This window comes from Trichocoleus sp. DQ-A2 (genome assembly GCF_039961915.1).
Lineage (GTDB): Bacteria > Cyanobacteriota > Cyanobacteriia > Cyanobacteriales > FACHB-T130 > FACHB-T130.
This window is the reverse complement of sequence record NZ_JAMPKD010000035.1, coordinates 1-13,081: the sequence shown is the minus strand read 5'-3', so window position 1 is coordinate 13,081 and position 13,081 is coordinate 1. Positions and strand designations below refer to the sequence as shown.

Annotated in this window: 10 protein-coding genes and 1 pseudogene; 6 read left to right on the top strand and 5 right to left on the bottom strand. The window is 46.4% G+C overall.

What is annotated here, in order from left to right; genetic code table 11:
• Window positions 1–43 precede the first annotated feature (43 nt).
• A complete protein-coding gene (locus tag NC997_RS24880; RefSeq protein ID WP_190526548.1) occupies window positions 44–916 on the top strand; it encodes an alpha/beta hydrolase in 873 nt (290 codons plus the stop codon).
• Window positions 917–1,182: 266 nt separating this feature from the next.
• On the opposite strand, the gene tcmP is transcribed toward NC997_RS24880, so the two are convergent.
• On the bottom strand, window positions 1,183–2,061 hold the full coding sequence (tcmP, locus tag NC997_RS24875; RefSeq protein ID WP_242031331.1) for a three-Cys-motif partner protein TcmP: 879 nt from the start codon (window positions 2,059–2,061) through the stop codon (window positions 1,183–1,185).
• A gap of 170 nt (window positions 2,062–2,231) precedes the next feature.
• Between tcmP and NC997_RS24870 the strand changes: the two genes are divergently transcribed.
• Entirely contained in the window at window positions 2,232–3,260 is a 1,029-nt protein-coding gene (locus NC997_RS24870) for a radical SAM protein (protein WP_190526546.1), read from the top strand.
• A 196-nt stretch (window positions 3,261–3,456) separates the two neighbouring features.
• A complete protein-coding gene (gene lysS, locus NC997_RS24865) occupies window positions 3,457–4,977 on the top strand; it encodes a lysine--tRNA ligase (protein WP_190526544.1) in 1,521 nt (506 codons plus the stop codon).
• A gap of 162 nt (window positions 4,978–5,139) precedes the next feature.
• Here lysS and NC997_RS24860 read toward each other — a convergent pair whose 3' ends face one another.
• The gene (locus tag NC997_RS24860) at window positions 5,140–5,742 is read right to left on the bottom strand and encodes a glyoxalase-like domain protein (RefSeq protein ID WP_190413462.1); all 603 of its coding nucleotides are present in this window, start codon (window positions 5,740–5,742) and stop codon (window positions 5,140–5,142) included.
• Between the two features lie 461 nt (window positions 5,743–6,203).
• Here NC997_RS24860 and NC997_RS24855 point away from each other — a divergent pair, with 461 nt between their 5' ends.
• Window positions 6,204–6,875, top strand: coding sequence for a sigma-70 family RNA polymerase sigma factor (locus NC997_RS24855; RefSeq protein WP_190413460.1), 672 nt, complete (start codon window positions 6,204–6,206; stop codon window positions 6,873–6,875).
• Window positions 6,865–7,974 carry a tetratricopeptide repeat protein gene (locus NC997_RS24850; protein ID WP_190526542.1) on the top strand — a complete coding sequence of 370 codons (1,110 nt, stop codon included), beginning with the start codon at window positions 6,865–6,867 and terminating at the stop codon, window positions 7,972–7,974. The genes NC997_RS24855 and NC997_RS24850 overlap by 11 nt, the downstream gene beginning before the upstream one ends.
• Window positions 7,975–8,051: 77 nt before the next feature.
• Here the strand turns inward: NC997_RS24850 and NC997_RS24845 are convergent, their stop codons facing one another.
• The 3 genes from NC997_RS24845 to NC997_RS24835 form a co-directional block, all read right to left on the bottom strand.
• Window positions 8,052–8,882 (bottom strand): hypothetical protein, encoded by an 831-nt coding sequence (locus NC997_RS24845; protein WP_190413456.1) that lies wholly within the window; start codon window positions 8,880–8,882, stop codon window positions 8,052–8,054.
• A 156-nt stretch (window positions 8,883–9,038) separates the two neighbouring features.
• Complete coding sequence (locus tag NC997_RS24840; protein WP_190413454.1) at window positions 9,039–9,893, bottom strand: DUF2267 domain-containing protein; 855 nt, start codon at window positions 9,891–9,893, stop codon at window positions 9,039–9,041.
• 278 nt (window positions 9,894–10,171) lie between these two features.
• Window positions 10,172–11,650, bottom strand: a complete 1,479-nt coding sequence (locus NC997_RS24835; RefSeq protein WP_190526540.1) for an ATP-binding protein — start codon at window positions 11,648–11,650, stop codon at window positions 10,172–10,174.
• 316 nt (window positions 11,651–11,966) lie between these two features.
• Here NC997_RS24835 and NC997_RS24830 point away from each other — a divergent pair.
• Window positions 11,967–12,962, top strand: a pseudogene (locus NC997_RS24830) (IS1634 family transposase); the annotation flags it as partial.
• Window positions 12,963–13,081: the final 119 nt, after the last annotated feature.

Genomic DNA, 13,081 nt, shown 5'->3' with positions numbered 1-13,081 from the left:
ATGAATTGCCGATGCCATGACTACAACAGCAAAGGAGGTATCTATGTCTGTGCTAGAGGGTTCTTGGAAGCACGAATATATCACCAGCAACGGAATTAAGCTGCACTACGTCACTCAGGGAGAAGGCCCTTTGATGCTGATGCTGCATGGGTTCCCGGAATTTTGGTACTCCTGGCGGCATCTAATCCCCGAATTTGCCAAAGATTATAAAGTCGTCGCCCTTGACTTGCGCGGCTATAACGACAGCGATAAGCCAGCAGACCAATCGGCTTATGTGATGGATGAATTTATTAAAGATGTTGAAGGGGTAATTCAGGGACTCGGATACTCTAGCTGCGTGCTGGTGGGTCATGACTGGGGGGGCGCGATCGCTTGGAATTTTGCCTACGCATACCCCACGATGGTGGACAAGTTGATTGTGCTAAATCTGCCTCACCCTGCCAAATTTGCCGAAAATATGCGTAATCCCCAACAACTGTTACGCAGTTCCTATATCTTCTTTTTTCAGCTACCGTGGCTACCAGAATTTCTCTTACAATCCTTCGATTACCAATCGATTGAAACGGCTATCGCGGGTATGGCTGTTGATAAGAATGCTTTCACTAAAGCCGATCTGGATGCCTACAAACAAGCTGCTGCAAAACCCGGTGCCCTGACAGCCAGCCTGAACTATTATCGCAATCTTTTTCAGCAGAGAATGCTCAGTCAAGATTGGAGTATTCTCCAGGTTCCTACGCTAATGATTTGGGGAGAGCAAGATACTGCACTTGGTAAAGAACTGACTTACGGAACTGAAGCGTATGTCAAAGACTTGACGATTAAATACATCCCCGACTCTAGCCATTGGGTTCAGCAAGAGAAACCGCAACTGGTCACTCAATATATGCGAGAGTTCCTTGCCGCTACCAACATCTGAGCGATAGTTTATTCTGCAACTTTTAAGATTGGCTCACTTTATTGCTGATATTAGCTTTCAAGGTGCCAATCAAGAGGCTGAAGCTGCTTTTTAAATTCTAAGCAGCTCCAGCCTCAAAGCGACAGATTGCCAATCTATTAATAATCTTACCTTAGTCTTCATCTAACAGCGATCGCGCTTATCTTTACTGAGGCATCGCTAATTTGGATATGTTTAGATATTACTCATCAGCGATTGGCAAGTAGGCTGAGAAAGTGGAGCAAACGCTATTTTTTCAGAATATCTTGTGCAATCTTAATTGCTGTCTTTGCGGCTTTCTTATTTGCTGCGGCAAAGCAAAGCAAGTATAAAGGGGTATTTTTTGAGTTTACTAATAAAAGAGGATTTTTTGCAACACCTTCAAACACTGTGTTTAAGCGTTCAACAAAATATTGACCAATTAAGTTGCAATCTACTATTTTTTCCGTCACTGAATAGTAACCACCAAATAAACTTATTTCCTCCCGTTTTTGATAGAACCTGTCATACCAATCTGTTGTACCAAATGTTTCATCCAGTCTTTTTCTTATTGAATCATTTATATTCCCATCCTTTTTTAGTAACCTATTAACTGCTACGCCGACTGGAAATAAATACCAAAGATCAATAGCTTTGGTTCTGGCAATTGCGGTAATCGTTTCCCAACGAATTTGCATTCCAAAAGGATCTAGAAAAAGTACCGCACGGTGACTTTCCCAATTTCTATCACATAAATTATTAATATATATATTTGCGTCTTCATTAATTATGCGGATATCATTAGAAAGATGTTTAAATTCCATTTTTAATTTATTTAGCTCGTTGATTTTACTTTCATCCTTCTCAATAAAAATATATTTACTAAATCTTGGCTGTATCTGAAGTGCTATGCGTGTCGAACCTTCTAAAAATTTTTTAGATTCTGGCTCTACAAGTTCAGGTAGCATCAATGTAGTTTCATCTTCAGATTGCTTAAGCGTTCTATACCCTGTACCTGCAAAAGCATCTATATAAGCATATTGAAAATTGTACTCTTTCATAATTGTTGCATAAGCAGCCAAATATTTACGAACACGACTTAATTTTTCTTCTGTCCAATCTCCCCCAAAGCTTTGTTTTATCATCATTAATCTCCTTGTTTGTATTTGTTTTCCTTAAGTATTATTTAAGATATAATATTTAAATAGAAGTAAAACCTAATTATGCTATAATTCAATAATTAATTGAAGAATATTATTTAAAAAACTTTATTTGATTACTGTTGATAACGTTTATAAAATTCAGGAAACTAAGTGCTATGTCTGTTATTAAAGGAAGCGAAAAAATAGTTAATCCACTTCAGCAAAGTGCGCTTAATAAAAAAGGTTTGTGTGACTATGTAATCAATGTAGCATCAGGTTGTTTACATGGATGCACTTTTTGTTATGTACCTTCAACTCCGGCAATTCGGACAAGGCAAGCAGAGCTTCGGGATAAAGGAGTAATCGATCCTCAGATGGACTGGGGACAGTATCTTTTTATCCGTGAAGAGATACCTGATCAACTAGAGAAAACCCTCAGTCGTAAGAAGTCTTGGCACGCGACACGAGAAGGTAGAGGTGTAGTTCTACTCTGTTCAGGCACAGATCCATATCAAAACAAGCAGACTGCAAGCGTAACTCGTGGTGCTGTTCAGGCTCTCTTGAAACATAACAAACGAGTCAGAATTCTAACTCGTAGCCCATTATGGCTAAATGACCTCGACATTCTCAAACATCCCAACGTGATTGTTGGCATGAGCCTTCCATACTTGGATGATGAACTTAGTCGCAAGATTGAACCTCATGCACCTCCTCCTTCGGAACGCTATAAAGCTTTACTCAAAGGTCATCAAGCTGGGTGTCGGTTGTATGTTGCAGCCGCTCCTACTCCTCCAAAAATGGCTTTAGATGATTTTAGAAGATATTTCGAGAAAATCATGCAATTCGAGCCAGAAGTTATCTTTTGGGAACCTATCAATGCTCGTGGGACTAATGGAAAACGGATGGTAGCAGCAGGATTAGAATTTGCCAGTTCAATTATGACTAGACACTCATGGGCGGAACGCTTCAAAACACAATGGGAAGAAATTGAAGCAGCTGCCAAAGAGATAGGATGTATCGATCGGCTTCATATTTGGCCCGATCCTGAACTGAGAGGCTATATCGAGGACACTAAACTGGAGCATTGGTTGTATAAGCCGACAGTGGAAAAGTGGGATGACAGTCTGACAGACTTACCATCCAAAGCGAAATCTACTTCTGCTAGTCGCAAAAAGTCATCAAAAAATATTGTTACCGTTCACTGAGAATAATCAGCAGATGACTTTCACTTCTGCTTTCATTTTTTCTTAGGTGACTGCTTTAGAAAAGCCATCTGAGCCAGAGGTTCGATCGCATCCTCCACTCTCCTTGCCTTCCCATCTCGCAAAAACAAGACACAATAGTTAACAGACTTGCCTAGAGCATCCTAAAATCAAAGATTGCCCCTAAAAGTTCCTTACCATGTCCTCAGATGATATCCGCGCCACGCGGTTAGAGAAAATCGAACAGCTCAAGCAACTGGGAATGAATCCCTACGCTTACCAGTGGGAATCCAGCCACCATGCGGCTCAATTGCAGGAAAAATACGCAGATTTGCCAAGCGGTGAAGAAGTTGAAGTAGAAGTCGCCATTGCTGGACGCATTATGGCGCGTCGCGTCTTCGGCAAACTTGCCTTCTTTACCTTGCAAGACGAAACTGGCTCGATTCAGCTGTACTTGGAGAAGAAAAGAATCGATGAAGGGATGGCGGATGTCCCGAATGTCTTTAAACACCTAAAGGATCTAACGGATGCCGGGGATATTCTGGGAGCCAAGGGGACAGTTAAACGCACGGAAAAGGGTGAGCTATCGGTTTACGTCAAGCAGTACGCGATTCTCACCAAGTCGCTGCTGCCTTTACCGGATAAGTGGCATGGATTGACGGATGTCGCCAAGCGCTATCGTCAGCGTTACGTGGATTTGATTGTTAATCCGGAAGTGCGGGAAACCTTCCGCCGCCGCGCTCTCATTACCGCCGGAATTCGCCGCTATTTGGATAAACTGGGCTTTATTGAAATTGAAACGCCAGTGTTACAAGGAGAAGCTGGCGGTGCGGATGCGCGTCCCTTCATCACCTATCACAACACGCTGGATATGGAGTTGTATCTGCGGATTGCCACAGAACTCCATCTAAAGCGGCTAATTGTAGGTGGATTTGAGAAGGTGTTTGAACTGGGGCGGATTTTCCGGAATGAGGGGATTTCTACCCGCCACAACCCCGAATTCACCACGATTGAGGTTTATCAAGCCTACGCCGACTATCAGGACATGATGGCGCTGACGGAGGGAATTATTACCACTGTGGCGCAAGAGGTGCTGGGGACGCTGGAAATTACTTATCAAGGCGAACCGATTAACTTAACACCGCCTTGGCGTCGCGTTACCATGCACGACTTAGTGAAGGAGCAAACTGGCTTAGATTTTACCGCTTTCCCAACGCTGGAAACTGCCAAAGCAGCAGCAAGTGAGGCAGGTATCGGAGGCGCAGAAGAATGCGAATCGATTGGCAAAATCCTTAACGAAGCCTTTGAGCAAAAATGCGAACCAAATCTGACTCAGCCGACGTTTGTGCTGGATTATCCGGTGGAAATTTCTCCCCTGGCTAAGCCGCACCGCTCGAAACCAGGATTGGTAGAGCGATTTGAGCTATTTATTGTCGGACGGGAGACGGCAAATAGTTTCTCAGAATTAACCGATCCTATCGATCAGCGTGAACGACTGGAAGCGCAAGCGGCGCGGAAGGCAGCGGGAGATTTGGAAGCGCAAGGCGTGGATGAAGATTTCCTGACAGCGCTGGAGTATGGAATGCCGCCGACAGGTGGTTTAGGGATTGGGATTGACCGCTTAGTGATGCTGTTAACCGATTGTGCCAGCATTCGGGATGCGATCGCTTTCCCTCTCCTCAAACCCGAAAAATCCGACGCTCCCCCAGAATCAACCTAACCCCTGCCCCTTCCCGACTATGGAAGGGGAGAATTAAAAAGAACCAAAAAATCCAAAAATTTCTTCCTGTTCTTTCCCACTAACAAACATTTCTCCCGAACCCTCCTCTACAAGGGGAGGGTTCGGGAGAAATAGGGAGGAGTTAAGGAAAGGTCAAGATCGCTAATTCGATACTTCTGCCATTTCAATCACGCGACCATCCAAATCTTTTACCAAAAAATTCAATGGTTTGTCGCGGCGAATTTTGTGCTTGACGCCCCGCATTTGCACCCGCATCAGCACCATCTCTAGGCAATCGTGGTCAAAACAAACGTGGCGCTGCTGGTTTTTCTTCCCCAAACTGGCTCCAGAAATTACGTGCAGTTGGGTGTTCTTCTTGAGCTGATACCATAAACCTTCCGTACCATTCAGCTTTTGGGTAGCGGTGCTTCCTCCCAACGTGGGTGAGAGATAAAGCGGATCGATGGCAGTAGCTCCCAACGTTTGCTCGTAGTTGTAGTAGTAGTGCAGCGGCACTTCTGCGACTGGCAAATCTAACAAGCCTTCATAAAACTGTCGCGCCGTGTCTAAATCGGACACCATGACGGTATGGACTTTTGGGGCGCTGGTGAGAAACATCCACATAGCACCAGCGTAGGCTGCCAAGAGCATCACCATGATGCCTTGAGTAGACAAGAGACCATCTAGAGGTAATTCAGGGAAAAAAGCACCTAAATGAACGAGCTGAGGCAGAAGAGAAATCGTATCAATTGCTGCTAGAACCATGAACCTACAAGGCTTGAAGAACTCTATTGAAAACTAAACTTACGGTTGCACATAACACTTTGACTGTAAACCAGTCAAGAGCGCTATTTAATTCTATCAAGCTTAAACGAGTCTCTAAAATACTCTGCAAGTCTGCCGAAGTTAATAAAACTGACGCAGCAAGTCATCTAGCTCGATACTGAGACAAGGCGATCGCTACGATTTCAGATACCCGATTTCTCTATGAAGTCGGGTATCTTGCCTTTACAAAATGAGAAAGATAATCAGAAGGATGCGAGTTTGTTGAGCGCGATCGCTACTCAATCCATCGCACTGAAGCGATCGCATCAGCTAAAAAAATAAAGGGCGATTGGCACTCTTCCCACCGACTAAAAATACAAGTATCATTTCCATTCCTGAAAACACTAGATATATTAGGGATCGTTCCTGGATAGAATGACTCCAGTAAGTGATTCAAAATCGTGCAAATTCCTCATTTCCCTGAAAGCAATCATCCGATTGTCAAATCGCTGTTTCATTACAGCGATCAGGAATTACTGACTTTGTTTCAGCGCCATCCGGAGCAGGGGCGCTTCTTCGTAGCGCTTTTCAGTCGCTATAGTCCGATTGTTTATACCCTGATTCAGCATTTGGCGCGATCGCCTGTACAAGCAGACTACCTCTTCGCCCTCACCTGGCGGCACATCTACTTCGAGCTAGGCGGACTGGATTTGCGCGATGTTAGCGGGACTGGGATGCTAACGTTCCAGAACTGGCTGATCAACATTACTGCTGTATGTATCAACCAGGCAGAATTGCCGCCCGTGGAGTCAATTCATTACAACCTACAAGCGGCTTCCCCGCCCCTGTGGTGTTATGTCGAACAAGCGTTGGAGCGATTCCCGCCGATGCTGCGATTGATGGTGCTGATGGCGCAGACCTTTAACTGGAGTCATACGCGGATTGCCGCTTATCTCCAGGCAGAGGGAGAAACAATTTCTCCCGCACAGGTTCAAGTCAAGCTCCAAGAAGGGTATCAACTGTTAGAAGCTTCTTTACCAGAGGATATTCGCACAATTTATCTGGTAGGAGCAGCTAAGCAACAAAAAGGTGAGAAGCAAGAGGCAAGTGGAGCGATTAGCTATGAGTTATGAGGAGCGAGGGTGGTTGTTTGCAGCATTCGCTAAACTAGGCAAAAATAGGGCACAAAAAATAAAAGAGAACAATGCTAATAAATTGAGATTCTTTTCTGTTTCTTTTATCTTTTTACTGTTTACTTTTTACTTGCCGAGCAGTGCCAAAGCCGTTAGTATTGACCAACAACTCAGTATCCCCTTGAACAATGGCACCCAAGGATATGCGAGGGAAGATGCTGACCGACTGCTGCGATTGGGCGCACAGGAGGAACAGAGAGGGAACCTGGCAAAAGCAATTCCCTACTGGACACAAGCACTGGATATTTACCAACAAATAGGCGATCGGCGGGCAATCGGTCAGACATACGATTATCTAGGTCTTACTTACGCCCGCTTGGGACGCTACTTTGAGGCGGAAGATGCCCTGCGACGCCGGTTGGCGGTTGCCCGCGACGAACCAGACTTCCAGGGGCAGATTTATGGCTTAAATAACGTCGGCACCGTTTTGCTGCAACGAGGTGCCGTGCAGGCGGCTTCAGCAAGCTTTTCTGAAGCACTGGCAATTGCCCAAAGCATCAACAGCCAAGCCGGGGAAGGACTGTCGCTAAGTAATCTAGGATTGGCGGCGGCAAATAGCGGCGATTATTTGCAAGCGATTAAACGTTACGAAGAAGCCTTGATTTTTCGGCGTCGGGGGAAAGACCCGCTGGGCGAGGCGAATACAGTGAATAATTTGGGAGATGCTTATCTGGCACTCAATCAATATCGGGATGCCCAGATTTCATACCGTGGGGCACTGAGATTGGGTCGGCAAACACGCGATCGCTCAACTCAATATCGAGCGATTGATGGTCTGCTGGTCGTCTACAGCAAGCTTAGGCAGTATCAGGAGGGTTTTGAACTGCTCGATCGCCGCTTAACCTTGGCTCAGGAATCGCAAAATTTGCGGCAAGAACTAGAATCGCTCAGGTTATTTGCCCAACTTTATCAGGTCAGCGGCAACCCAGTAACGGCACGGACTTTCTATCAACGAGCGATCGCTTTGGCGCGTACCCTTGGGGATGAGCAGGAAGAAGCACTTTTGCTCAACAATTTGGCTCAAATTCGGATTAGATAAAGCGTTTGAATCAAAAAACCAGCGTAGGGATGCAAAGCTTTGCATCTCTACGCTCCGGGTCAGAAAGATGGAAACAGTTAGTTCAGCAAGACATTCCCGTTTTCCTGAATAGTCATAGCATTTTTGTCAACACTGAGATCCGTTGTTTCTTCCAAAACCACCTCTAACATTCCTTGTTCGCCTGATGTTTGGGGAACGACTCTCAACAGTGCCCCATTCGGACGTTGAAAGGTCAGATTTACAGGGGTTTTCAAGCCTTGGAGCGTAATATTATCTCTACCCGGTAGTCTTCGCTGATTGGTATCGCCCAGCACCTGGTAAGTAATGGGATCGCCGGTTTGGTTGATCAGCCTGACATTCACCATCCCGTTCATGGGCATAACGTTAGAAGCGGGAGATTGTAGCTGTTCCGGGGCTGGTGCTTGAATCACAGCACCCGGTTGTGTCGGCGGTGCCGTCTCAGCGCCCGGTCTTGGCGGCGCTGGGGATGTTGTCTCAGTTGCGGAACCTGGCTGGAGTGGCGGAGCGGCTGGGCAACCTGCGGGAGGACGAATGCCCGCTTGAATGTATCTAGATTCGTAGAAAATGCTAGGACAAGGATTTAGCGGCGAAGCACCCTGAGCGTTATTCTGCAATTGGTTGACATTGCTGGGAGTGGAGTTATTTTGCATCATGCGATCGCCACTTGCAGGTGGTTGCATCATGCGATCGCCACTTGCAGGCGGTTGCATCATGCCCTCTCCACTAGCGGGGGGTTGCATCAGGCGATCGCGAGTATCGCGCGGTTGGTCGATCTCCCCTGGAGCCGAGTTCATCTGAGCCAGCGCTGGTAAGCCAAAGAGCAAACTCCCACAAATCGCGCCTGCTAACGCTAATGTTTTTTTGATTGGCTGATGTTTGTGAATCATTATTGATTCTCCTTTAATTCAGTTTTTTAAAAGCATTTATACTGCCCGACTTCAGCAATTTGGTACTCGTCGGGCAGCAAAAAAAGATTTAAATTCTAGTCAGTAAAAGGCGAAAGTAAAGAATTTGCTCTTTTTACTTTTGCCTTTTTCAAAAAGTTAGGCTTGCTCCCAGAGTTCTCTAATTTTGTCGGGTAAGAAGCCAGCAATTTCCTGAATCCGTTCTTCGGACAATTCATCTTTTGTCGCCGAGAACACAGCCTTAATTGCCATTTCTGGTTCTACCCCTTGCGGCAAACCTGCTTCTTGGCGAATCCGGAATAGAAAAGTATCAGCCTTAATGATCAGGGGAGGACGAATCCGGCTAAGGAAATGGACAATTGGATTGGTATCCTGCCACAAGTCAGCAATTTCGTTTTGCAGCGCCTTATCTTCTGTCGGTTCTACTGGTTCATGCAGTTCAGAAGTCACCCGATCGGCGGCTTCATTCGTCATCATATCCCGCATGGTACGGAACACAACCTCACTGATATCTCTAGCATCAAAGATATCTTCCAGTTCGCCCCTGAACATCACTTTCTCTAGGAAGGGCATATCTTTTGTGGCAATGGGAACCACAGGACCTTCCTTAAGGGCTGCTGGCGGGTTTTCCTCCATTTTTTCCAACAGGCGTTGCCCTTTTTCGGTCAGTCTGGCACTTTTAAATTTAATTAGATGAGGTGCTAAACCATCAGAGGGATCGTAGGAATTGGCAATGCGGAAGTCGAACTCTTTCGGATTAACGACATCCGTGGTATCTTCCTGATTAGCGTAAGCATTGCCAGTAAATTCAGCATCGATATACTGCTTTTGATTTAAATAATCTAAGTGCCCCATCAGGTCGGTTTCTGTGACTTGTCTACCAGCGAAGTCTGCCGCCGTGAAGGCTACTTCATGCTTACCCGGTTCGCTGTCACCTTCGTGAATTTTTTTGAGTAAAATGTAAGCAACATCTTCTCTTAAGGGTATTGTCATCAGAATCTCCTTATATTTTGAATGTCGGATTTAGTAAACGCGGCGCTTTGCCCTAAACTTTCCATAAGAAAGGACTCGTATATAACGAGTAGAGCAATTGAAACTCAAAGAGAGTTTTAAAACCACTTTTGGGTCTAAATTTGGCTAAATTGCCTTAGCCGCTATTCAAGAAATTAGTAGGTCAAGCTTGATCCCTGCATCTGCCAGGGGAAGCATTTCTAAAGTAGAGTCTTCGGAAGGATGAGGAAGGGGATGAAAGATGAATGAATTTGTCCTGGCTAATATTCTTCTGTGGCTGCCGGTAAAGTGACGGTAACGGTTGTACCTTGATGGAGAATACTTTCAATCTGGATATGACCTTGGTGAGTTTCAACAATTGCCTGCGCGATCGCTAACCCTAATCCAGATCCCGTTACCGTTGTATTTCCCGCGATATGAGTTCTGGCTGGATCGACTCGATAGAATCGGTCGAAAATGTGGGGCAGTGCCGACTCTGGAATGCCGATGCCAGTGTCGCTGACTCTGACTTGCAGATGGGGCATCCCGTGGCGTTTCGTGGCGAGGCGATTCATGGTATCGATCCATTGCAATGTCACATCAACTTTACCCCCTGCTGGAGTGTATTGCAGGGCGTTACTAACCAGATTTGTGAAGAGACGCGCCAGCTGATCCCAGTCACCTTCAATAGCAAAGGCATCCTCTTCAAATTTGGGATTTGGGATTTGAGAGGGGAGATTTTCTTCCTCAATCATTCCCATATTTAAAATTGGCAATCCAAAATCGAGAGATAGCTTGACACCTTTCTCCGCAGCGACTAGCTGTTGTTCTTCAATCACCTCCATCAACAAGGCATCAAGGTGAACTTGAACCCAAGTGCGTTGTTTCATGCCACTATCCTGCCGCGCCAGAAATAGCAGATCGTCCACCAAACGCCCTAAACGCCTGGTTAGCCGTTCTACAACCTTCAGCTGTTGTCGGTAATGGATAGGTGCCGCCCCAGATGCCGCTATCAGGTCGGGATCGTCCAGCGCCACCTGCACATTCGTTTGAATCATGGCAATCGGGTTCCGCAGTTCGTGGGAGGCGTCAGCGGTGAATTGTTTAAGCCGTTGGTAGGACTCTCTCACGGGTTCCATCGCCAAACCGGAAAGCCACCAGCCGCTAGTCGCCACAGAAATCAACATTAGTCCGGTGCCAAAAATCAAATCAACCATCAACAAGCGAGTCGGTTTGGCAACCTCAAACCAAGGATGGCTGACCCGCAGATATCCTAGTACCTGACGCCCCATTTGCACTCGTTGCGTCACCTGTCGCAAAAGCAGCTTGGAGTCCTTCGTTGCCTCCCTGGTCGAAGACCAAAATTCCGAGTCTAATATCCCTTGCCAGGAAGCCCGAACGACCGGCACGGTTTCACCAGTGCGGTTGAGATGAATGGGAATATCTAAAGGTTCGGAGAGAGTTGACCAGAGTAATTCACCTGTGGGGCTAAACCACTCTAGGTCGATGTGGTCGTCTTCAGCGGCTTCTGCATCGTTGCGAAAACTGGCTTCGACGTTGACGGATGAACTGCCATTCGGGGCGGTTTCAATCACGAGCGATCGCTGCACCACTTCCACTACATGATTGAGCGTGTCATCCACGCGCTCAATCAGCGTGTTGCGGACATACAAATAAACCCCAGTAGCAAATAGCAGTAGCAGTACCGCTGTAACAGCCGTGTACCAAATAGCTAATCGCCGACGAGTAGCTTGAAACATAAATTAACTCAATCTTTTGCCAATGCTATTCTGGTAACTCACCTAAACGTTGCTAGTCGGTAAGCGTAGCTAGGGGTAAAATTTTACTATAATCGCTATCTTCTCAATGCCTGCCTTTCCCAACTTCGATGATATTAAATTAGCGAAAAAATTAAGCATATAACTTCAACGCTAATATCTACTTTTTACACAAAGATACGCAGAGAAATCAATCTAACTTCGCGTACTTTGCGTTTTCCTTAGCGTACCTTTGCGTTTCAAATATTCAATCCCATATTCCGCAGGTTCTGGCATGGAGTTATTGTATTTTTGATGCATGAGTGCATCTGAGATTAGAGTACAAGATATTGACCACAGTGGGATTGTGGCAGGGGTCATCGACGAGATGGGCTTGGTTGAGCAAATCAACCAGCGCCTTAAGCAACACCCGTTGCAGGTGGTTAGCCCCGGGCAAGCGGTCAAAGCCATGATTCTCAACGGACTAGGCTTTGTCAGCGCACCTTTGTATTTGTTCGAGCAGTTTTTCGTGGGCAAAGCAACGGAGCATTTGTTGGGGGAAGGGATTCGGGCAGAACACCTGAACGATGACCGCATGGGACGAGTTCTCGATGAGTTGTTTGAGGTGGGATTGACCAAACTATTTGTTGAGAGCGCCCTCAAAGCGGCGCAGCGATTCGGAGTAGCAACGACGAGTGTGCATCTCGATTCAAGTTCCTTTCATGTCGATGGCGAATACGAGGGGAGGGCGACACAGACGGATGAGCCGGCGGCGATTGCGATTACTTACGGGTACTCGCGCGACCACCGAACGGACTTGAAACAGTTTGTGGTGGATTTGATCTGTAGTGGAGACGGCGATATTCCCCTGTATTTGCGAGTAGGCGATGGCAATGAGTCGGACAAAGCGGTGTTTGCCCAATTGATGCGGCACTTCCAAGCCCAGTTGGATTTCAATGCGTTATTTGTGGCAGACAGTGCCCTTTATAGCCAGGAGAACCTGCAAGCGTTAGCGGGGTTGCGCTGGTTGACGCGAGTGCCTGCCACCCTCACCCAAGCCAAGGAATGCTTGCAGGACACTGCTGAAGCAGCATTGGTGGCAACCGAACTATCGGGTTATCGAGTGGCTGCACTGAGGCGCGAATTTGGCGCAATTGAACAACGCTGGTTGGTGGTTGAAAGTGAAGCCCGCAAAGCATCAGACTTGAAGCATTTGAGTCAACAGGTGACGGAGCAAAAGAAAAAGGCGAACGCCCAACTGCAAAAGTTGAGCCGTAAACGGTTTGCGTGTTCTGCCGATGCGCTTGCTGCTGCCGATGAACTAGGGCGTGTCATCAATTAGGTCTGCAACGGGCTTAAAATCGATAACTGGATTCTATTAAGTCACACAACAGGAGTGCTATCATGACACGTCGCTATGCCTTACGGGATGAC